Origin of the sequence: Massilia sp. GER05, assembly GCF_052056005.1 — a bacterium.
Lineage (GTDB): Bacteria > Pseudomonadota > Gammaproteobacteria > Burkholderiales > Burkholderiaceae_D > Telluria > Telluria orientalis.
Genome location: NZ_CP178858.1, coordinates 2,087,761 through 2,109,506 on the forward strand (window position 1 = coordinate 2,087,761; position 21,746 = coordinate 2,109,506).

Annotated in this window: 17 protein-coding genes; 11 read left to right on the forward strand and 6 right to left on the reverse strand. The window is 67.9% G+C overall.

The features are described from left to right. Positions 1-3 precede the first annotated feature (3 nt). Positions 4-420, reverse strand: coding sequence for a hypothetical protein (locus ACL58G_RS09430; protein ID WP_440966489.1), 417 nt, complete (start codon positions 418-420; stop codon positions 4-6). Between the two features lie 312 nt (positions 421-732). Here ACL58G_RS09430 and ACL58G_RS09435 point away from each other — a divergent pair, with 312 nt between their 5' ends. Beyond that, a complete protein-coding gene (locus tag ACL58G_RS09435; RefSeq protein ID WP_413382658.1) occupies positions 733-2,274 on the forward strand; it encodes a methyl-accepting chemotaxis protein in 1,542 nt (513 codons plus the stop codon). Here ACL58G_RS09435 and ACL58G_RS09440 read toward each other — a convergent pair. Continuing rightward, positions 2,225-3,034: a glycosyltransferase family 2 protein gene (locus tag ACL58G_RS09440; protein ID WP_413382661.1), complete on the reverse strand. Its 810-nt coding sequence runs from the start codon at positions 3,032-3,034 to the stop codon at positions 2,225-2,227. The two genes, ACL58G_RS09435 and ACL58G_RS09440, sit on opposite strands and share 50 nt — an antisense overlap. A gap of 124 nt (positions 3,035-3,158) precedes the next feature. Between ACL58G_RS09440 and ACL58G_RS09445 the strand changes: the two genes are divergently transcribed. From ACL58G_RS09445 to waaF, 3 genes are read left to right on the forward strand one after another with little or no spacing between them, the layout of a single operon-like run. Next, positions 3,159-4,400: an O-antigen ligase family protein gene (locus tag ACL58G_RS09445; RefSeq protein WP_440966490.1), complete on the forward strand. Its 1,242-nt coding sequence runs from the start codon at positions 3,159-3,161 to the stop codon at positions 4,398-4,400. Continuing rightward, on the forward strand, positions 4,393-6,123 hold the full coding sequence (gene msbA, locus ACL58G_RS09450) for a lipid A export permease/ATP-binding protein MsbA (protein ID WP_413382667.1): 1,731 nt from the start codon (positions 4,393-4,395) through the stop codon (positions 6,121-6,123). The genes ACL58G_RS09445 and msbA overlap by 8 nt, the downstream gene beginning before the upstream one ends. Continuing rightward, positions 6,120-7,178: a lipopolysaccharide heptosyltransferase II gene (waaF, locus tag ACL58G_RS09455; RefSeq protein ID WP_440966492.1), complete on the forward strand. Its 1,059-nt coding sequence runs from the start codon at positions 6,120-6,122 to the stop codon at positions 7,176-7,178. Before msbA ends, waaF begins: the two co-directional genes overlap by 4 nt. A gap of 31 nt (positions 7,179-7,209) precedes the next feature. Here waaF and ACL58G_RS09460 read toward each other — a convergent pair whose 3' ends face one another. Both ACL58G_RS09460 and ACL58G_RS09465 read right to left on the reverse strand, forming a co-directional pair. Then, the gene (locus ACL58G_RS09460) at positions 7,210-8,166 is read right to left on the reverse strand and encodes a VirK/YbjX family protein (RefSeq protein ID WP_440966493.1); all 957 of its coding nucleotides are present in this window, start codon (positions 8,164-8,166) and stop codon (positions 7,210-7,212) included. A gap of 148 nt (positions 8,167-8,314) precedes the next feature. Continuing rightward, positions 8,315-10,567, reverse strand: a complete 2,253-nt coding sequence (locus ACL58G_RS09465) for a family 1 glycosylhydrolase (protein WP_440966495.1) — start codon at positions 10,565-10,567, stop codon at positions 8,315-8,317. Between the two features lie 179 nt (positions 10,568-10,746). Between ACL58G_RS09465 and ACL58G_RS09470 the strand changes: the two genes are divergently transcribed. Then, the gene (locus ACL58G_RS09470) at positions 10,747-10,983 is read left to right on the forward strand and encodes a hypothetical protein (RefSeq protein WP_413382678.1); all 237 of its coding nucleotides are present in this window, start codon (positions 10,747-10,749) and stop codon (positions 10,981-10,983) included. Positions 10,984-11,232: 249 nt separating this feature from the next. On the opposite strand, the gene ACL58G_RS09475 is transcribed toward ACL58G_RS09470, so the two are convergent. Further along, positions 11,233-12,741, reverse strand: coding sequence for a class I adenylate-forming enzyme family protein (locus ACL58G_RS09475; RefSeq protein ID WP_440966497.1), 1,509 nt, complete (start codon positions 12,739-12,741; stop codon positions 11,233-11,235). A gap of 63 nt (positions 12,742-12,804) precedes the next feature. On the opposite strand from ACL58G_RS09475, the gene ACL58G_RS09480 reads away from it, so the two are divergent. From ACL58G_RS09480 to ACL58G_RS09505, 6 genes are read left to right on the forward strand one after another with little or no spacing between them, the layout of a single operon-like run. After that, positions 12,805-14,532 carry an NAD(P)H-dependent oxidoreductase subunit E gene (locus ACL58G_RS09480; RefSeq protein WP_440966498.1) on the forward strand — a complete coding sequence of 576 codons (1,728 nt, stop codon included), beginning with the start codon at positions 12,805-12,807 and terminating at the stop codon, positions 14,530-14,532. Continuing rightward, positions 14,529-17,327, forward strand: a complete 2,799-nt coding sequence (fdhF, locus tag ACL58G_RS09485; protein ID WP_440966499.1) for a formate dehydrogenase subunit alpha — start codon at positions 14,529-14,531, stop codon at positions 17,325-17,327. Before ACL58G_RS09480 ends, fdhF begins: the two co-directional genes overlap by 4 nt. Then, the gene (locus ACL58G_RS09490; RefSeq protein WP_440966501.1) at positions 17,324-18,190 is read left to right on the forward strand and encodes a formate dehydrogenase accessory sulfurtransferase FdhD; all 867 of its coding nucleotides are present in this window, start codon (positions 17,324-17,326) and stop codon (positions 18,188-18,190) included. The genes fdhF and ACL58G_RS09490 overlap by 4 nt, the downstream gene beginning before the upstream one ends. Then, entirely contained in the window at positions 18,187-18,897 is a 711-nt protein-coding gene (locus tag ACL58G_RS09495; protein ID WP_413337389.1) for an ABC transporter permease, read from the forward strand. Before ACL58G_RS09490 ends, ACL58G_RS09495 begins: the two co-directional genes overlap by 4 nt. Further along, the gene (locus ACL58G_RS09500; protein ID WP_440966503.1) at positions 18,894-19,625 is read left to right on the forward strand and encodes an energy-coupling factor ABC transporter ATP-binding protein; all 732 of its coding nucleotides are present in this window, start codon (positions 18,894-18,896) and stop codon (positions 19,623-19,625) included. Before ACL58G_RS09495 ends, ACL58G_RS09500 begins: the two co-directional genes overlap by 4 nt. An 8-nt stretch (positions 19,626-19,633) precedes the next feature. Continuing rightward, a complete protein-coding gene (locus ACL58G_RS09505; protein ID WP_440966505.1) occupies positions 19,634-20,443 on the forward strand; it encodes an extracellular solute-binding protein in 810 nt (269 codons plus the stop codon). Positions 20,444-20,578: 135 nt separating this feature from the next. Here ACL58G_RS09505 and ACL58G_RS09510 read toward each other — a convergent pair whose 3' ends face one another. Further along, the gene (locus ACL58G_RS09510; protein ID WP_056130344.1) at positions 20,579-21,682 is read right to left on the reverse strand and encodes a glycosyltransferase family 9 protein; all 1,104 of its coding nucleotides are present in this window, start codon (positions 21,680-21,682) and stop codon (positions 20,579-20,581) included. Positions 21,683-21,746 lie beyond the last annotated feature (64 nt).

A 21,746-nucleotide genomic window follows, 5' to 3' on the forward strand; every position in this document is an offset into this window, starting at 1 on the left:
CCTCTATTTTCGGAGGACGACGATGCCGGCCCGTTGCCTGGAAAACAGCACCGTGCGCGCGCCCACGAGCGCGCGCATGCCCGGGATGCGCATCACCTTGCCGAGCAGGCCGCGCAGCTCGCGCCGGTACAGCGCGATGTAGAGATACTGGGCGTGCGGATGCACGGACCAGCCCGTGAAGCCAGCCTTCTTCGCGCCGTGGATGATTTTCGCGGGATCCATGTCGCGCTCCGTCGTGCCGAATTCCTGCAGGATGGCCGCCGAGCGCCGCCCGTGGCCCAGCCCCGGTTCCGACGTGATGCAGATGCCGCCGGGCTTCAGCACGCGGGTCCAGCCTGTGCCGCAGCCCTTGTCCAGCAGGCGGCCGCCTTCCGGCATCAGGCCCATCATGGCGCCGAGTTGCCCGCCGTGGGTCGCCATGTGCAGTCGTGAAATCGAAAAAGTCGCTGTTCTAATGGATGCCTTGCCGAAGCCATGTGTGCATATGGCAAGTTAATTTGCTAACAGGTGTTGCGCCGCCGCCGCGTCCGACTAAAAGTGACCGCTAACATTCATTACCGTTTTAACTGAGCCATTGTGTTTGAGTGTGGTCATTGGTAAATATTGATCTACGGATATTTTCCGTGTTTACCGCGTCAGGAGACGGCGCCGATCAATATGAAAATTACATTTCGTCGTAAACTCTTCCTCCCCTTGTTACTCAGCTGGGTTTGTCTTCTTGCCGTGTTCACGGTGAACGCGCTGCAAAGCCGCGCATTGCGCCTCGAGGAGCGCAAGATCCAGTTATCGAACGCCAGCGAGATCGCCGCGTCCATCGCCAAGGAGTACGCGGCCCTCGCCGCTGCCGGCAAATTGTCCCTCGACGATGCGAAACAGCAGGCGCTGGCCCGGACCCGGGCGCTGCGCTTCGGCGCCAACGGCTACTTCACGGTCTACGACGACAAGTCCGTGCTGATGCATCCGATCAAGCCGGAACTAATCGGTTCCCCGCTCGGCAATGTCGTCGACTCGAACGGCCATAACCCTTATTCGGACGGCATGGCCGCGGCGCAGGCGAACGGCGCGGGTTTCATCGAATACTTGTGGGCCAAGCCGGGCTCGGACAAGCCGGTACCCAAGCTCACCCATGTCCAGGCGTATCGGCCCTGGGGTTGGTATTTCATGAACGGCCTGTACATCGACGACCTCGATCACGCCTTCTATGCCCAGCTGGCTGGCGCAGCCGCCTGGCTGGCCGTGATCGGCGCGCTGCTCACGGGCCTCGTCTGGATGATCGTGCGCAGCGTCGAGCGTTCGATCGGCGGCGATCCGGAAGACGCTGTCGCGGTGGCGCAGCGCATCGCGTCCGGCGACCTCGGCATGGATGTACCCGTGCGGGCCGGTGCCGAGGCGAGCCTGATGGCGGCCATGAAACGCATGCGCGACGCGCTGGCCGGCATCGTCGCCGACGTGCGCTCGGGCACGGACCTGATCGCCACGGCATCGCGCGAGATCGCCAGCGGCAACCTGGATCTGTCGAGCCGCACGGAAGAACAGGCCAGCTCGCTCGAAGAGACGGCCGCGTCGATGGAGGAATTGACGTCGACCGTGAAGAACAGCGCCGAGAACGCGCGCGAAGCGAGCCGGCTGGCCGATTCCGCCGCCGAAGTGGCGGGCCGGGGCGGCGTCGTCGTCGCGCGCGTGGTCGATACGATGGCGTCGATCAACGCGTCGTCCAGCAAGATCGTCGACATCATCGGTGTCATCGACGGCATCGCGTTCCAGACGAATATCCTCGCGCTGAATGCCGCGGTCGAGGCGGCTAGAGCCGGCGAGCAGGGCCGGGGCTTTGCCGTCGTGGCGAGCGAAGTGCGCAACCTGGCCCAGCGTTCCGCCACGGCCGCCAGGGAAATCAAGGCCCTGATCGGCGATTCCGTCGCGCGCGTGGACGACGGTGCGAAGCTGGTCGAGGAAGCGGGCGCGACGATGCAGGAGATCGTCGCGAGCGTGAACAAGGTCAGCACGATGATCGGTGCAATCAGCAGCGCCACGCAGGAGCAGGGCGAGGGCATCGAGCACATCAACCGGGCCATCGCCCAGATGGACCAGGTGACCCAGCAGAACGCCTCGCTCGTCGAGGAAGCGGCGGCCGCGTCGGAAGCGATGCAGGAGCAGGCCGCGAAGCTGGCCCAGGTGGTCAGCGTGTTCCGCGTGGACGCGGCGCCCGTGGAGACCCGCTTGGCCGCTACGGCGCCGGCCGCGCGTGCTCGCGCAACCCGATCGTTGCCTGCGTAATCTTGTTGGCAGCGCGTTCGAGGACGACCTTGCGGTTGCAGGTCTCCTGGTCGCGCTGCGCCTCGCGGTGCCACAGGTGGAATACCTCGGTGGCAAAGGCGCCGTCCTTGCGGCGCACGCCCGCGTGGAACAGCCGCACGACGAGGTCGGAATCTTCATGGCCCCAGCCCGTGAAGCTCTCGTCGAAGCCGTTCACCTTCTCCAGGTCGCTGCGCCAGACCCCCAGGTTGCAGCTCTTGATACGCCGCCAGGTGAATTTGCGCGACGTGCGGCCCAGGTCGGGCCAGCGCAGCCCGAGCGGCTGCAGCGTCTTGTTCAGGTCGCCCCGCAGCCGCCATCCCAGCCGGGTCAGCGGCGCCGTGGCGCCTACATCGATCCCGTCGTCCAGCACCCGGCGCGTCAGCGCTTCCGACATCAGGATGCGGCTGCCCGACACGAGGCACGCGGGCTCGGCCAGCATTCGATGGCGCGCGATGAAATCGCGTTGGGGGATACAGTCGCCGTCCAGGAAGATGATGTAGTCGCCCGTCGCGGCCAGCGTGCCGCGGTTGCGCGCCATCGCGGCGCGAAAACCCTGGTCGGGTTGCCAGACGTGGCGCAGAAGCACCGGTGACGCCGCCGCCAGCCGCTCCACGCAGGCACGCGTGTTGGCAGTCGAGCCATCATCAGCGATAATGATTTCGAAATTCTTGTCGTTCTGCATAAAACATGCCCGCACCACCGCCTCCAGCGCGTCTGGCCGGTTATAGGTGGTGATCACGACCGAGATTGTCTGTGCGTGAAGCATAAGGTCCAGTGTACACTCCCATATTTTGGGCACGTCGCTAAACCTCGACGGTTTTACGAGGTGCCATCAGGGGCAAGAGTATCCCACAAGAACATCGATGAACAGCAATCCGACGAACACGAGGGAGCCGATGCGGGTCTGGATCGGCACCCTGGCCTTCCTGTTACCCTTTTTGAGCCTCGTCACCTCGTTCGGTGTGAATCTTGCGAGTTTCCTGTTCCTGGCCAGCGCTTTGATATTCTTCAAACCGAGCCGGGATGCGCTCGTGCGCCACTGGCCGCAGGTACGCTGGGTCGTGCTAGCCTTCCTGCTGCACTTCCTGTTCGTGCTCGCCTGCGCGCTGCTGCGCGGCGAACGGCTCAGCGTGCAGGAAAAGCCGCTGCGCATGCTCCTGTCGGTGAGCGCGCTGGTCCTCGTCGTGGCCATGCGCGCGCCGCGCCGGGCGCTGTGGTGGGGCGCGAGCGCTGGCGCCGTGGCGGCGCTGCCGTTCATCGCCTGGCAGCGTCTCGTGCTGCACATCGACCGGCCGGGCGGATTCGTCAATTCGATCACGTTCGGCGACCTGGCGATGCTGCTGGGGCTGCTGTCGCTGGCCGGCGCGATCGACATGCGCGAGCGCCCGCGCGATGCGGTGCTGGCCGGCGCCGGCGCGCTGGCGGGACTCGCCGCGTCCGTGCTGACGGGCACCCGCGGCAGTTGGGCAGCGGTGGTGCTGGCGCTGCTGGTGCTGGGGCGCCACGTGCGCGGGATCGACAGCCGCCGGGTGCGCGCGCTGCTTGCCGGCGGCGTGGCCGTGCTGGCCGCGGCCTGGTTCACGCCGGCGCTGGGCGTGCAGGAGCGCTTCGCCCAGGGCATCAGCGACGCCCGCATCTGGTACGAGGGCGGCACCGTGTGGACGAACGTCGGCACCCGGCTGGAGTTGTGGAAGGGTGCCATCATGCTGATCCGCGAACATCCGGTGCTGGGCATGGGTTTCGATGCCTGCCGCGTCCGCCTGGCAGAATATGCGCAGGCCGGCCGGCTCGATCCGTTGGTGCTCCAGCTGCCGCACCTGCATAATGACGTGTTGCAGGCCCTGGCGACGGGCGGCGCCGTCGGCTTCGTCCTCTGGGCCGCCACGCTGGTTGCGCCCCTGCGGTTCTTCCTGCGCCGGCTCGGCCAGGATGCGCGCGGACCGCAGTTCGCGGTCGCGCTGGGCGGAGCGTTCGTGGTGCTGGGCTATGTCGGCTTCGGGCTGACGGAAGTGATTTTCTGGTCTATGAAGGGCAGTCTGTTCTATGCGCTCATGGTGTTTCTGCTCATGGGCTTCTGCCTGAATGCGAAAGAAAAAATTGGATAACAGTGTCATCATCAAGCGCCTGTGGGCGATCCTGAAACCCTATCGCGGGCGCGCCTTCCTGTCGCTGCTCGCGATGGCGTTGACGGCCGCCACCCAGCCGTTGCTGGGCGAGGCCCTGAAGCTGCTGATGGACATGGGCTTCAAGAACAAGGTGCCGTTCAGCCTGTGGTGGATCCCCGGCGTGCTGGTGTCGATCTTCGTCCTGCGCGGCATCGGCACGTTCGCCACCGCGTATTACAACAACTGGGTGCTGTCGCGCGTGCTGAACGACTTGCGCGCCCAGGCGTTCGCGCGGCTGCTGCGCCTGCCGGTCGCGCGCTTCCACGAAGAGTCGACCGGCAAGGTGATCAACACCGTCGTCGGCGACGTGCGCCAGGTCGTGGACATGATCCAGTCCGTGTTCATCTCGTTCGTGCGCGACGTGCTCGTCGTGATCGGCCTGCTCGGCTCGCTGCTGTGGCTGAACTGGATGCTGACCCTCGTCGCGATCGTCGTCGTGCCGCTCACTGCCGTGATCGTGCGCACCACCAGCCGCCGCCTGCGCCAGCTGAACCGCGAGAACCAGCGCGTGACGGCCGAGATGACGCAGGTCGTCGAGGAAGCGGCGCGCGGCCACCAGGTGATCCGCGTGTTCTCCGGCGAGCAGTACGAAAACCGCCGCTTCTACGAGCGCAGCGAAGCGCTGCGCGGCTTCTCGCAACGCATGACGGTGGCGTTCGCGGCGACCACGCCCGTGACCCAGATCGCCACGTCGCTGGCGTTGTCGGTCGTCGTGGTGCTGGCGCTGCGGGCCGACATGACGGTCGGCGAATTCACCCAGTTCGTCACCCTGATGCTGATGCTGCTCACGCCGCTGAAGGCGCTGGCCGAAGTGAACGGCCCGATGCAGCGCGGGATCGCCGCGGCGGAAACCGTGTTCGCCCTGATCGACGCGCCGGTGGAACACGATCCGGGCACGCGCACCATCGCGCGCGCGCAGGGCCACGTGCGCTTCGAGCACGTGAAGTTCCGCTACCCGAACGCGCAGTCGCTCGCGCTGGACGACGTGTCGCTGGAAGTCAAACCAGGCCAGACCGTCGCGCTGGTCGGCATGTCGGGCGGCGGCAAGTCGACGTTCGTGAACCTCGTCACGCGCTTCTACGAACCGGAATCCGGCCGCATCCTGCTGGACGGCATCCCGTACCAGGACATCCAGCTGCCGTCGCTGCGCGCCCAGCTGGCGCTCGTCAGCCAGAACGTCGTGCTGTTCGACGACACCCTGCGGGCCAACATCGCGTACGGCGTCGAGCACGTGGACGAGGCGCGCCTCGCCGCGGCCATCCACGCCGCGCATCTCGACGACGTCGTCGCGCGCCTGCCGGAAGGCGTCGACACGATGATCGGCGAGAACGGCATGCGCCTGTCGGGCGGCCAGCGCCAGCGCGTGGCCATCGCGCGCGCCATCTACAAGGACGCGCCGATCCTGATCCTGGACGAGGCCACGTCGGCGCTGGACAACGAATCGGAACGCGCCGTGCAGGCCGCCCTCGACACCCTGATGGCCGGCCGCACCACGTTCGTGATCGCGCACCGCCTGTCGACCATCGAAGGCGCCGACCTGATCGTCGTGATGGAACATGGCCGCATCGTCGAGCAGGGCACGCATGACGAATTGCTGTCCCGTGGCGGCATGTACGCCAACCTGTATCGGTTGCAGTTCTCGGCGCTGGTGGAAGAAACATGACGGAGAAAGACAGAACCCTCGTCATCTCGCCGAACTGGATCGGCGACGCCGTGATGGCCCAGCCCCTGCTGCGCCTGCTCAAGCAGGCCCACCCGGAGCGCGCCATCGACGTGCTCGCGCCGCCGCAAGTGGTGCCCGTGTGGCGCCGCATCCAGGAGGCGGACGACATCCTGGTAACGCCGTTCCGCCACCGCGCGCTGCAGCTGGGCGAACGGTGGCGCTATGCACGGATCCTGAAGGAGCGCGGCTACAGCGACGCCTACGTCTTGCCCAACACCCTGAAATACGCGCTGATCCCGTGGCTCGCGCGCATCCCGCGCCGCGTGGGCTACAAGGGAGAAATGCGCTACGGGATGGTCAACGTGATGCACCACGACGACAAGCCGCGCCGCTCGATGGTGCCGTTCTACGCGGCCCTCGCGCGCGAGCCCGAGGTCCGGCTGCCGGGCAAGCTGGTGCGGCCCTACCTCGTCGTCGGTGGGGAAGAAACGGAACAGGTCGGCAAGCGTTTCGGCGTGGACTTGTCCCGTCCCCTGGTCGCGTTCGCGCCCGGTGCCGAGTTCGGCATCGCCAAGCGCTGGCCGCCTGCGTACTACGGCGCGCTGGCCGCGAAGGTCGTCGACGCCGTGCCGGGCGTGCAGGTGGTGCTGCTCGGTTCGCCGAACGACCGCGAGACGTGCGACCAGGTCCTGCGGCATGTCGCCGGTGCGGCCGGCGCCGCGGTGCGCAACCTGGCCGGCCAGACGTCGCTCGACGACGCCATCGCGCTGCTGGCGCGGGCGAGCGCCGTCGTCTCCAACGATTCCGGCCTGCTGCACATCGCCTCGGCGCTGAACCGGCCGGTCGTCGCCTTGTACGGCTCGACGGATCCGGATTACGCGCCGCCGCTGTCGGAGGTGGCGCGGACGGTGTCGCTGCGCCTGGCATGCTCGCCATGCCGCAAGCGCGAGTGCCCGCTCGGGCATCACGATTGCATGAACAAGATGAGCGTGGAGAGGGTGTGGAGCGAGCTGGTGCCGATTCTGGTGCCGTTGCGGAATGGTGCGGTAGCCTGAACTGGGCCCCTGCCTGCGCAGGGGCGACGGTTCATCGGCCGCGTAATCCTTCGCATACCTGGTCGGCGATGCTGCTGACCACGTCGTGCCGCTTGCGCGCCTCCGACCGCTTCTTCGACGGGATGCCGTCCAGGTCCGGCGCCGCCACCGGCGCGCAGTCGAGTTCCCAGTCGCCGTCGGCCCGCTTGCGCGCGCCCAGTTCTTCCCACAGCTGGTCATAGTCGGCCAGCACGCGGCCGTTGCGGATCGCCTTGTAGATCACGCGGTTGCGGTTCGACACCATCACCATCCGTTCGCACCCGTAGCCGTGGCCCAGCTGGCGCACCAGCGTCGCCATCAGCTGCTTCGGCCGGATGCCGTGCAGCTCGCGCGTGGCCGTGCGGATCGCCTCGCGTGCATCCTCCGTCTTGCCGCCCTGGATGCAGCCGATGCTGACGGCCGGGCGGCCGTCGCGCGGCGCCACCGTGAACGCCACCGTGTACAAGGCCTTGTCATCCTGGGTCAGTTGCAGCACCAGTTCGCCCTCGCGATCGAACATGTTCACGGTGCGCAGCTGGACCTGGTAGGGCAGGCCGCTTTTCCCCGCCGCTTCGGCCAGCACGACGGGCCCCAGGCTGGCGCGCGCCAGCACCTGGCCCAGGCCGCGCTGGAACATGAAGTCGTAATGCGCGCGGATCGCCTCCAGGCGCGTACGGGCATCCAGCACGTGGCTGATGTACGGACGGTAGACCTTGTACAGGAAGCGCGGGCAATTGCGCACGTATTCCGAGAATGCCGGATGTGCGTTGAGCAGGTGCAGCCACTGCGGCGTCTGGCGCGGATGCAGCGCGGCGCGCATGCAGATCTTGGCGTATTCGCGGGTGGACTTGAAGCCCGCCAGGTGCGGCGGAACGGCGGAGCGCAACGTGACGGCGGGGAAGGCAAGCGGGCGGTAGCCTGCATACATACCGGACACCGCGGGTAGCGGCCGGCGAGGGAAGTCGGACATGTGAGTCACACCAAGGTTGCGTAACGTAACGTTAAGTAACGTAGTGTAACTAAAGAAATTCCGACGGTAAATACATATTGATCACATTTAATGTAGCGGTAACACGACCGCACGCCGGGGCGCGCGGTCGTGTTTCAGCGCGCGTGGATCAGCTGGCGTAATGCGCCGGTTCGACGTCGTCCGCCCGTTTCGACAGCAGCTCGCGCTCGCGCAGGTAGCGGGCCAGCGCATCGTCGAACGATGGCAGCAACAGGCCGCGCTCGCTGCTCATCGCGCTGTTGCGGGGACGGGCGGCGCGCAGGCCGAGTTCGCCGGTCGTGCGTTCTTCCAGCCGGCCGTCGTCGACGCCGGCCGCGGCACACGCCTGGCGCGCCAGGTCGGCCCAGCTCATCGCGGCGCCGTTGGTGAGGTGCCAGAGGCCGCATTCGCGGTCGATCAGCAGGTCGAGGCAGGTATTCACCAGGTCGGGCACGTACGTCGGCGACACGACCTGGTCGGCCGCCGCGGCGAACGGCCGGCCCGCGTCGAGCGCGTCGAGGGCCTGCGTGACGAAATTGTGTTCGTCCCACGGCCCGAAGAACGCGCTCGTGCGGATGACGAGGGCCTGCGGGTCGGAATCGAGCACGCGCCGTTCCGCGTCCGCCTTGCTGCGGCCGTACACGCCCAACGGCGCCACCTTGTCGGATTCCACGTACGGGCGGTCGAGCGTGCCGTCGAACACGAGGTCGCTGGAGAACGTCATGAAGCGCAGCGCATGCCGGATGGCGGCCAGCGCCAGCACGGTCGGGCCGTGCGCGTTCTCGCGCATGCAGCGGTCGACGTCGCCCTCGGCATCGTCCACGCGCACGTAGCCGCCCGCGTTGACGATGGCCCAAGGCTTGAAGCGCACGATCGCCGCCTCGACGGAGGCCGGATCGGCGATGTCCATCTCCTGGCGCGTGAGCACGTGGTAGGCGAGGTTGCGGCGCTCGCAGATGCGGGCGAAGGCGCGGCCCAGCGTGCCCGTCGCGCCGGTGATCAGGATCGGCTGCGGGAACGTGGAGCGGAACGCGCCGCGTTCGGCGATGTCGGCGACGGCGGTGCGGGTCGCCACCGGCTTCGCGAGGAAGCGGCCCGGACGGCGCCACCAGCCCTGGCCCTGCAGCACCGGATGCGCCAGCGGCCGGCCGCTGGCCAGTTCGCGCATCAGGTTCGCGACCGCGGTCGGGCGCGGCTGCGGACCGCGCACGTCGAACGGACCGGGCTCGTAATAGCCCTTGCATTCGGTGACGAGGCAGTTCCAGTCGAACGAGCCGAGCAGGGCCCACACGGTGACGGCGCGGATGTCGGCGCCGCCCTGCTGGACCTTCTTTGCGGCGTTCCAGATCTCCACGAGCCAGCGCAATTGATCTTCACGGTTGGCATCGATGTGCGCCTCGGTGACGGCGACCGGCAGGCCGTAGCGGTCCCATGTTTCCTGCAGCAGCGGCCCGATGCCGGGCGTCGGCGTGGCCAGCACGCGCGGGCATTCGATGTCGGCGTGGGGGACGCCGCGGTAATGGGTGCGGTGGCTTTCCGGATAGCGCTCGACGCGGTGGTCGAGCCAGCGCTCGCTGGTGATGTAGTAGTTGACGCCGATGATGTCCGGCGGGCAGGCATTGTCCTTGAACCACAGCAGCTCGTCGGCGCCGGCGCCGTTCTCGAGCAGGTAGTCCCACAGCGCGTGGCCGGGGTCGATCTTCCCGCACAACATGTCCCACGCCAGCCAGCGGCGTTCGTTGAAGAAATTCGCGATCTCCGCCATCTCGGGCGTGCCATAGGTGCGCGACAAGTCGTCGGTCTGGACGAGCTTCGCGTTCGGGTTCACTTCGCGGATCGCGCGCATCGACAGCACGACGGCGCGGCACTGGTTGATGAGGGCGCGGATGAAGCCATCTTCGCTCGTGTCATGCGGATACCAGACGCCGTTGAGGCCGGAAAAGCGCGCGGTCGTGCATGGTTCGTTGACGGGCGTCCAGTACTCGACCCAGGGGTAGCGGCGCGCGACGGCGCCGGCGTATTCCGCCAGTTTCTCGGCGAAGTCGGGGGACATCAGGCTCGTGTGGCGCGGGCCGCTGCCATGGTGGACGAGGCCGACGATGGGCGTCACGCCCAGTTGCTGCAGCACGGGCAGGCGTTCGTCGGACCACGACCAGTCGGCGGAGTCGATGCCGTCGGGCGCGGTGCGTTCCCACAGCACGGGGTAGCGGATGGCGCGGATGCCGAGTGAAGCGAACCGCTCCAGGTCCTGAAGCCGTTCGGCATGTCCGTTGCGTTCCATTTGGGAGAAGTACTGATCGCGTACGCGGTTGACGGTGCATTCGAGGCCGCCCCAGAGCTGGAGCGGCGAGCTTGCTGGCTGGATATGGTTGTTGAGATTCATGTGCATGTCCTGCTGTTGATCCAAGACGTAAGCCTAGACGCCGATGCCGGCTTCTTGTGTGGGATGGCGAACATATAGACCGGATTTAGGACAAGTCCTACGTACTATCGGTCTTTGCTATGACTCCCGTCTTGACATGCCGACCGTGCGCCCACACGATGCGGACAGGAGGGCACACGATGTACATGGTCTACTGGACGATCGAAGAAGATGGGCACCCGGCCCCGCATGCGCAGCCGTTCGACACGACCGCGATGGTCGAGGCAATGCGCTTCATGGAAGACCTGCGGCGGCGCCAGCGCGAGGGCGAGCGCATCCGCTTCGTGACGATGTGTTCCGAGCATCCGGACGTCGTCGGGCATCCGGGCGTGGACGTGACGGGGCCGGGGTACGACTGGAAGAAGCGGCGGCGGTAACTGTTGGACGTTGGCCTATGGACGTCGTCCCTGCGGAGGCAGGGACCCAAGTGTTGCGGGCGCAGCCGCGGGACATGCACATTGGGTCCCCGCCTGCGCGGACTAGTGGCCGGAATATTGTTTTCAAAAACCGTCAGAAATAGCATCGTCATTCCCGCGCAAGCGGGAATGACGGTTTTTCCCTATGGCGGGCCTATTTTCGACGGTAAAAATTATTCCGGACAGCAGTGCGCCTGCGCGGGGGCGACGTTACAGGCTGGCGGCTTGTTCCTTCAGTACATGCTTGAGCACCTTGCCGTTAGCCGCCGCCGGCAGGGCCGCCATCATGACGATGCGGGCCGGCCGTTTATAGGGCGCCAGCCGTTCCGCCGCCCATGCGCGCAGCTCGTCCACGGACGGCGTGCGGCGCGGATCCGGCTGCACGAACGCGACGATCTCTTCGTTGCCGTCGGCGGCCGGGCGGCCCACGACGGCCGACTGCGTCACACAAGGGTGCGCGTTCAGCACGGTCTCCACTTCCAGCGGATAGACGTTGAAGCCGGACCGGATGATCAACTCTTTTGTGCGGCCGACGATGAACAGCGCGCCGTCCGGATCCTGGCGCGCCATGTCGCCCGTGTTCAGCCAGCCGCCGGGACGCAGCACCGCGGCCGTCGCTTCCGGATTGCGGTAATAGCCGCGCATCAGGTTCGGCCCGCGCACCCACAATTCTCCCGCCGCGCCATCGACGATATCCGCGCCTGCCTTGTCCACGACGCGCACCTCGACGCCGGGAATCGGCAGGCCGACGGACGTGTCGGACCGCGGCGCGTCCAGCCGAGTCTGGCTGACCGTGGGCGCCGCCTCGGACAGGCCATAGCCATTGTGCAGCGGCACGCCCAGCAGGCGCTCGACGGCCGTCTTCAGCACCGGATCGAGGGGCGAGCCGCCGGCGTAGGCGAAGCGCAGGCGCGTCGCGAGCGGGGCACTGTCGCCGACGTGCTCCAGCAGCCGCGCATACATCGCGGGCACGCCCTGCACGATGGAGAGCCCGGCGTCGCGGATGGCCGCCAGCATTGCCTCGGGCGTGAAGCGGGGCGTCAGGTGCAGGCAGGCGCCCGCGCTGAGCGTGCCCAGCATCACCGACGTCAGGCCGTACACGTGCGAGATCGGCAGCACGCCCCACGCCTTGTCGGCCGGGGTCAGGCCGCGCAGCCGGCTCGACACCGCGGCCACGAACAGCAGGCTGCGGTGGCTCAGCATCACGCCCTTCGGCGTGCCGGTCGTGCCCGTCGTATAGAGCAGGGCGGCGACATCTGCATCCTGTTCGGGCGTACAGTCGTCGTTCAGGGGGCCCACCATCAGGCCGTCGTCGAACGACGCGGCCGCGCGGGCCGCATGCGCCTCCGCTTCCGGCGACACTGCCGCCGTGTACACCGCGAGGCGCACGCGCGCGTGGTCCCGGATCGCGTCCAGCTCGGGTGCGGTCAGGCGCGGGTTGACGTTGACGATCCACGCGCCCACGGCTGCGGCGGCCAAGATGAGTGCGATCTGGTCCGCGCAGTTTTCGCTGGCCAGCAGCACGCGGTCGCCGGGACGCACGCCGCGCGCGCGCAACTGGTCCGCGCGGCGGTCGACGAGGGCGGCCAGCTCGCGGTACGTGAGCGTGCGGCCGGCGTCGACCAGGGCCGGGGCGTTTGGCGTGTGGGCAGCCGCGTTGCGCAGGATGGCGTCGATGCGTGCGGGGAGCGAGGCCAGCAGGGAGTGAATGTCGATCATGGCGGCACCCGTGGAGTTTCCAACGGTATATTATTTCAGAAATTCATCCGCACAGGAGGAGACATGGCAGAACCCATGGTACCCGCGGCCGGCAAGACGGTGATCCCGATCGCGGTCCAGGGCCCAAGCCGCCAGCGCAAGCGCGAGGCGCCGAAGGGCCGCCGTGCCGGCCCGCAGGCGCTCGCCGAGGTGCAGGCGGCGCTGGGGGATGCGCCTCGGCGGCGCGACCTGCTGATCGAGCACCTGCACAAGATCCAGGACCGCTACGGCGCCTTGTCCGCGGCGCATCTGGCCGCGCTGGCGCAGGAGCTCAAGTTGGCGCAGTCCGAGGTCTACGAGGTGGCCACGTTCTACCACCACTTCGACGTGCTGCGCGACGGCGAGGCTGCGCCGCCCGCGCTCACCGTGCGCGTGTGCGCGGGCCTGTCGTGCGAACTGGCCGGCGCGCGCGGCCTGCTGGACCGTTTGCCGGCGATCCTCGGCACCGACGTGCGCGTGCTGGCCGCGCCGTGCATCGGCCGCTGCGACAAGGCGCCCGCGGCCCTCGTCGGCCAGCGGCCCGTCACCCATGCGAGCGCCGAGTCGGTGCTGGCCGCCGTCAGCGCGCGTGCGACCACCGACGTGCACACGGGCCACCTCGACTACGACGCCTACCGCGACGCCGGCGGCTACCGGCTGCTGCGTGCGTGCACGGAATGGCGGTTCGATCCGGAAAGCGTGATCGTGACCTTGATGGCGTCCGGCCTGCGCGGCCTGGGCGGCGCCGGTTTTCCGGCCGGGCGCAAGTGGCGCATCGTCAGGAACGAGCCGGGCCCGCGCCTCATGGCCGTCAACATCGACGAGGGCGAGCCGGGCACGTTCAAGGACCGGCATTACCTCGAGCGCGACCCGCACCGCTTCCTGGAAGGCGCCCTCGTCGCCGCGTGGGCCGTGGGCATCGAGACGATCTACCTGTACCTGCGCGACGAATACCACGGCCTGCGCGCCATGCTGGAGCGGGAGCTCGACCGGCTGCGCGCCGATCCGCCGGTGCCCGACCTGCCGGACATCGTCCTGCGGCGCGGCGCCGGCGCGTACATCTGCGGCGAGGAATCCGCGATGATCGAATCGATCGAGGGCAAGCGGGGCATGCCGCGCCTGCGCCCGCCGTACGTCGCGCAGATCGGCCTGTTCGGGCGCCCCACGCTGGAACACAATATGGAAACGCTGTACTGGGTGCGCGACATCGTCGAGCGCGGCGCGGAATGGTTCACGAACCGGGGCCGCCACGGGCGGAAGGGGCTGCGCTCGTTTTCCGTGTCCGGCCGCGTGCGCGAGCCGGGCGTGAAGCTGGCGCCGGCCGGCATCACGATGCAGGAACTGTTGAACGAATACTGCGGCGGCATGCGGGAGGGACATACGTTCTATGCCTACCTGCCGGGTGGCGCGTCGGGCGGCATCCTGCCGGCCTCGATGGCCGACGTTCCGCTCGATTTCGACACGCTGCAGCGCCATGGCTGCTTCATCGGTTCGGCCGCCGTCGTCGTGCTGTCCGACCGCGACACGGCCCGCGCCGCCGCGCTGAACACGGTGCGCTTCTTCCGCGACGAATCGTGCGGCCAGTGCACGCCGTGCCGCGCCGGCACCGCGAAGGCCGTCGCGCTGATGGAGCGGGCGACGTGGGACACCGCGCTGCTGGCCGAGCTGTCGCAGGTGATGCGCGACGCGTCGATCTGCGGCCTGGGCCAGGCGGCGCCGAATCCGTTCGACTGCGTCATCAGGTATTTTCCGCATGAGCTGGGGGGATCATGAGCGTGACGTTCGAACTCGACGGCCGGGAAGTCGAAGCGCAACCGTTCGAGACGATCTTCGAGACCGCGGCCCGCGCCGGCATCGCCCTGCCGCACCTGTGCCACAAGGACGGGCTGGAGCCGGCCGGTAACTGCCGCGCGTGCGTCGTGGAAGTCGACGGCGAACGCACGCTGGCGCCGTCGTGCTGCCGCCATCCGGTGGCCGGCATGAAGGTGCGTACGGACAGCGAGCGCGCCGTCGCCGCACGCAGGATGGTGCTGGAGCTGCTGCTGTCCGATTTGCCGGGTACGGTCCGCACTGCGCCCCGCACGCGCGACGACGAGGTCGCGCAGTGGGCAAATAAGCTGGGCGTGGGCACGCCGCGCTTTCCCGCCACGCGCGCGCTGCCGCCGGCGGACGCGAGCCATGCCGCGATCGAGGTGAACCTCGACGCCTGCATCCAGTGCACGCGCTGCGTGCGTGCGTGCCGCGACGAGCAGGTCAACGACGTGATCGGCCTCGCCGGCCGCGGAGAAAATGCGCGCATCGTGTTCGACCAGGGCGATGCGATGGGCGCGTCCACGTGCGTCGCGTGCGGCGAATGCGTGCAGGCGTGTCCGACGGGGGCGTTGGCGCCGGCGCGCGGCGCGGCACTCGTCGTGCCCGACAAGCAGGTCGATTCCGTGTGCCCGTACTGCGGCGTGGGCTGCCAGCTGACGTACCACGTGAAGGACAACCGCATCGTGCGCGTGGAGGGCCGCGACGGTCCCGCCAACCACGGCCGCCTGTGCGTGAAGGGGCGCTACGGCTACGACTACGCGCACCATCCGCAGCGGCTCACCAGGCCGCTGATCCGCCGCGAAGGCGTGCCGAAACGCGGCGACTTCACGATGGACCCGGACCGCGTGCTGGACGTATTCCGCGAGGCGACGTGGGACGAAGCGCTCGAAGCGGCCGGCGGCGGCCTCGCGCGCATCCGCGACGCGCACGGCGGGCGCGCGCTGGCCGGCTTCGGCTCGGCCAAGGGCAGCAACGAGGAAGCGTACCTGTTCCAGAAGCTCGTGCGCACGGGCTTCGGCAGCAACAACGTCGACCATTGCACGCGGCTGTGCCACGCGTCGTCCGTCGCCGCGCTGCTGGAAGGGATAGGCTCGGGCGCCGTGTCGAACCCCGTGATGGACGTGACGCGCGCGGAGGTCGTGCTGGTCATCGGCGCCAACCCGACCGTCAACCATCCCGTCGCGGCCACGTGGATGAAGAACGCAGCGAAAATGGGGACAAAGCTCGTGGTCGCGGACCCGCGCCGCTCCGACCTCGCGCGCCACGCGCACCGCTTCCTGCAGTTCAAGCCCGACACGGACGTCGCGCTGCTCAACGCCATGATGCACACGATCGTGGAAGAGAACCTCGTCGACCCGGCGTTCATCGCCGACCGCACGAGCGGCTACGACGCGCTGGCCGCGAACGTGGCGCACTACAGCCCCGAAGCGATGGCGCCCATCTGCGGCATCGCCGCGGAGACGATCCGCTACGTGGCGCGGCTGTATGCGACATCGAAGGGATCGATGATCCTGTGGGGCATGGGCGTGTCGCAGCACGTGCACGGCACGGACAATGCGCGCTGCCTGATCGCGCTCGCGCTGATGACGGGCCAGATCGGCCGTCCCGGCACGGGCCTGCATCCGCTGCGCGGCCAGAACAACGTGCAGGGCGCGTCGGATGCGGGCCTCATCCCGATGATGTATCCGGATTACCGCCGCGTCGACGATGCACGGGCGCAGGCGAAGTTCGAGGCCGCATGGGGACGGAAGCTGGACGCCAAAGCCGGCCTGACGGTCGTCGAGATCATGGACGACATCCTGGCAGGCGGGATCAAAGGGATGTACATCATGGGCGAGAACCCGGCCATGTCCGACCCGGATGCGAACCACGCGCGCGAGGCGCTGGCGGCACTGGAACACCTCGTCGTGCAAGACATCTTCCTGACGGAGACGGCATACCTGGCCGACGTGATCCTGCCCGCATCGAGCTTCGCCGAAAAGACCGGCAGCTTCACGAACACGGACCGCGTCGTGCAGCTGGGCCGCCAGGCGCTGGACCCGCCGGGCGATGCGCGCCAGGACCTGTGGATCATCCAGCAGATGGCGCACCGCCTCGGGCTGGACTGGGCATATGCCGGACCGGCCGCCGTGTTCGACGAGATGCGGACCCTCATGCCCAGCATCGCCGGCATCACGTGGGACCGGCTGGAACATGACGGTGCCGTCACGTACCCGTGCCATGCGGCGGGCGATCCGGGCGAACCCGTCGTGTTCACGCGCGAGTTTCCGCGCGAAGGCGGCCGCGCGCGCTTCGTCCCGGCCGACATCATCCCGGCCGACGAGCGTCCCGACACCGAGTACCCGGTCGTGCTGATCACGGGCCGCCAGCTCGAGCACTGGCACACGGGCAGCATGACGCGCCGTGCCGGCGTGCTGGACGCGCTGGAGCCGGACCCCGTCGCGCTCGTGCATCCGCTCGACCTGGAAGCGCTCGGGGGGCGGCCGGGCGACGTGATCACGATCGCGTCGCGCCGCGGCGAGGTCGCGTTGTATGCGCGAGCCGACGACGGCACGCCGCGCGGCGCCGTGTTCGTCCCGTTCTGTTACTACGAGGCGGCCATCAACCGGCTGACGAATGCCGCCCTGGACCCATACGGCAAGATCCCTGAATTCAAGTATTGCGCCGTGCGCGTGCGGCTGGGCGGCGAGGTCGTGCACCCCGGTTCCTACGGTGGCGGCCAGATTTTGGGGGACGTGGCAGAATTGCAGACATGACATCTTTTTATCGTCCCCAACTGTCCCAGGCCAGCGCCGGGCTCACGCATCCCGTGACGGCCATCGATGAGCGCGGGCGCCGCGAGACGCTCTACATTCCGGCCGAGCGCCCGCTGACGGTCTACGTGGACAAGCGCGAACTCGTCACGCTGATGACCCTGGGCGCGGCGCCGGAAGCGCTGACGCTGGGCTACCTGCGCAACCAGCGCCTCGTGCGGTCGCTGGACGACATCGTGTCCGTGCAGGTCGACTGGTCCGTGGACGCCGTGGCCGTCGTCACGCGCGGCGGCATCCAGGACGTGGCGGCGCGCACGGCCAGGAAAGTCGTCACGACGGGCTGCGGGCAGGGCTCCGTGTTCGGCGGCCTGATGGACGAGGTCGACCGCATCGTGCTGCCGCCCGACGCGCGCCTGCGCCAGTCCGTCGTGCACCGCATCGTCGAGACCGTGCGGACCCAGCAATCCGTGTACAAGCAGGCCGGCTCCGTGCACGGCTGCGCGCTGTTCACGAGCGACGGCGACCTGCTATGGTTCATCGAGGACGTGGGCCGCCACAATGCCGTCGACGCCATCGCCGGCCTGATGTGGCTGGAGGGGATGGAAGGCGCCGACAAGGTCTTCTACACGACGGGCCGGCTGACGTCCGAAATGGTCATCAAGGGCGCGCAGATGGGCATCCCGTTCCTGCTGTCGCGCTCCGGCACGACGCAGATGGGGCATGGAGTGGCGCAGCAGGTCGGCATGTCGCTGCTCGCGCGCTGCAGCGGCCATCACTTCCTGCTGCTGTCCGGCGCCGAGCGTCTCGTGTTCGAGCCGGACTGGCTCGCCGCGCTGGAGACGGCGCGCACGTTGCGAACGGCATGAATGCGATTGCCGACGCCGTCGCGCGCGCGTTCACGCTGCTGTTCACGGGGGATCCCGACCTGTGGCGCATCGTCTGGGTGTCGCTCAAGACGAGTATCGTCGGTCTGCTGCTGGCCACGCCGCCCGCGATATTGATCGGCTACGTCGTCGCCATGCGCAAGTTCCGCGGGCGGCGCATCGTCATCTGGCTGGCGCAGGCGGCGCTGTCGCTGCCGACCGTCCTGATCGGCCTCCTGCTGTACCTGCTGCTGTCGCGCCACGGGCCGCTGGGCGGCCTGCAATGGCTGTTCTCGCAGCCGGGCATCGTGTTCGGCCAGTGCGTCGTCGCGCTGCCCGTGCTGCTCGCCTTTACGCTGGCGGCCGTGCAGGGGCTCGATGCGCGCTATGCCGAGACCGCGATCGCGCTCGGCGCGTCGCCCATGCAGGTGATGGTGCGCGTGCTGCACGAAGCGCGGTTCGGCGTGATGGCGGCCGTGCTGTCCGGCTTCGGCCGCGTGATCTCGGAAGTGGGCTGCGCGCTGATGGTGGGCGGGAACATCGAAGGCGAGACCCGCACGATCACGACCGCGATCGCGCTGGAGACGAGCAAGGGCGAGTTCGCGCAGGGCATCGCGCTCGGCATCGTGCTCGTGTCGATTGCGTTGCTGATGAACGGCGCGCTGATGCTGCTGCAGGGCGACGCCCACACGGTCCGGGAGCGCGCATGAGCATCGGCATCCATTCGCAGATTTCGGCGGCCGTCTACGAGAACGAGAACGTACCCCAACGCGACGAGCGCCGGAAATCCCTGCTGGGCGTGCGCGGCCTGCGCAAGCGCCACGGCGACCGGCTGCTGTTCGACATCGACCGGCTCGAGATCGCCACGCACAGCGCCTACGTGCTGACGGGGATGAACGGCGCCGGCAAGAGCACCTTGCTGCGCGTACTGGGCGGCCTGGAACGGGCCGAGATCGACAGCCTGCGCTTCGCCGGCGAGGACGTCCTGCGCGTGCACCCGTATCCGCGCGCACTGCGCCGGGCCATCGTCTACGTGCACCAGCACCCGATCCTGTTCTCGACGAGCGTCGCCGACAACATCGGCTATGGCCTCGCCGTGCGCGGCGAAAAGCCGGAGGCCGTGCGTCCCGTCGTGGAGGCGGCGATGGCCTGGGCCGGCGTGGCGCACCTGCGCGACACGGACCCGACCCGGCTGTCGGGCGGCGAAAAGCAGCGCGTGGCGCTCGCGCGTGCAAAAGTGCTGGCGCCGCGCCTGCTGTTGCTGGACGAGCCGACGGCCAACCTGGACGGCGCCGCGCGCGAACAGGTGATCGCCCTGATCCCGACCATGATCGAAGCGGGGAGCAGCGTCATCATCGCCTGCCATGACCGCGACCTGATCAACCTGCCCGGCGTGCAGCGGCTGAAGCTGCGCGACGGACATCTCGAATACCGCTAGGAGAATCGATGCAACGCCGTTCCATCCTCACCTTCATCGCCGGCTTGGCCGTCGCCATGCCGTTCGCCCATGCGCAGTCCGACAAGGTGCTGCGCCTGTCCACGACCACCAGCACCGAGAACTCGGGCCTGCTGGGCTATCTGCTGCCCGCGTTCGAGGCGAAGACGGGCATCAGGGTCAACGTGATCTCGGTGGGCACGGGCAAGGCGCTGGAGCTGGGCAAGAACGGCGACGTCGACGTGACGCTCGTGCACGCGCGGGCGCTGGAAGACAAATTCGTGGCCGAGGGCTGGGGGATCGACCGTCACGACGTCATGTACAACGACTTCGTTGTCGCGGGACCGGTCGCCGACCCGGCAGGCGTGAAGGGCAGCCGCGACGTCATCGCGGCCTTCAGGAAGATCGCGGCGGCCAACGTGAAATTCATTTCGCGCGGCGACAATTCCGGCACGGACGTGATGGAGAAAGGCTACTGGCGGCAGGCCGGTACGAAGCCGGCCGGCAGCAACTACGTCAACGCCGGCCTGGGCATGGGCGAGGTGCTGAACATGGCGGCGGAGATGGGCGCGTACACGCTGACGGACCGCGCGACGTATGGCGCCTATCAAGCGAAGACGGGGCTGGCCATCCTCGTCGAGGGCGACAAGCGGATGTTCAATCCGTACGGGATCATTGCCGTCAATCCGGAGAGGCACAAGGGGATCAACTACAAGGGCGCGAAGGCGCTGATCGAGTGGATCACGTCCCCGGAGGGGCAGGCGAAGATTGCGTCGTTCAAGCCAGCCGGCGAGCAACTGTTCTTCCCGTCGGCTAAGTGAAATTGGGCCCCTGCCTTCGCAGGGGCGACGTGCGGACTGTAGCGGTAAAGCCAGCACGTCGTCCCCGCGAAGGCGGGGACCCAAGTTCGTCGAGCAGCCGTAGGGTGGGCACCCCGTGCCCACCGTGCTTGAAGATCACGCCAGCGCGTGCATCACCGCATCGACCGGAATCGCCTTGACCCAATCGCGTCGCTGGTCCGCCGTGATGACGGTGGAGTTGGCCTTGTCGACCGGGGCCCATTCCGGCGTCTTCTGGCGCATCAGCGCGACGACCGGCACGCCCACGGCATTCGCCAGGTGCATCACGGCCGTCTCGACCGACACGATCAGGTCGCACTGCGCCAGCATCGCGGGCAACTGGAAGAAGTTTTCGTTGGCGCTGAACAGTTCCGTGCGGTCGAGCTGGCGGCGCGCCAGCATGGCCTTCACGTTGTCCACTTCCTGCGGTACCGCGTTGACGATGAAGCACGCGTCGCGCCATTCCGGCTGGGCGCGCATCGTCGTGATCAGTTCGGCCACGCGCTCGACGGGCCAGCAGCGCTTGCGCGTCTTGGCGAACGGGTTGATGAAGACGAGCTTGCCGCGGCGGCCGTCGAAGCCCCATTCATGCAGGCGCGCCTTCGCACCCTCGACGAACTGCCCGGGAATGTGCACGAACGGGATGCGACCGGCCGGCGGAATGTCCACGCCGGCCAGCTGGCGGAACCAGTCCGCATGCACGTCGCTGATGTGCGGCGCGCTCGCGCGGTCGGCCACGTCCGGGTCGAGGCTGGCGTCCAGCTTGCGGTAGCTGAACCAGTGGATCAGGCCTTGCAGGCCGTGCGGCTTCTTCAGGCCGAGCACGAAGCCGTCCGGACTGATCTCGCGCGCGAGGTCGGCGTAGAAGTGCGGACGCAGGGTGCCCAGCGAGACGACGATCGGGTAGTGTTCCTGTTGCGCTTCCCGGATGGAAGCCTGGAACAGCTCCGGCGAATAATTCTGCTTGTAGACCTTCTCGATGAAGTCGCAGGCGTCGAGCCAGTCGTACAGGACGTTCTTTTTCAGGTGCGGCCACTGCGAGGCGTCGCTCGTGCGGCGCACTTCGTCGACCCAAAGGTGCAGTTTCAGGTGCGGGTAGGCGCGCGCGAACGCCTGGAAGCAGTTCTGCAAATAGGTGTAGTCGCCCAACGCCAGGTGGGCGATGAACAGGATCTTGTCCGATTTCTTCAGCAGATCGGTAGGAATGAGAGGTACGTTCATTGTCTCTTACGGGTCGCCTGCCAGTTGTTGTCCGACGCCGCCAGCGGTATATCAGGGTCTGCGA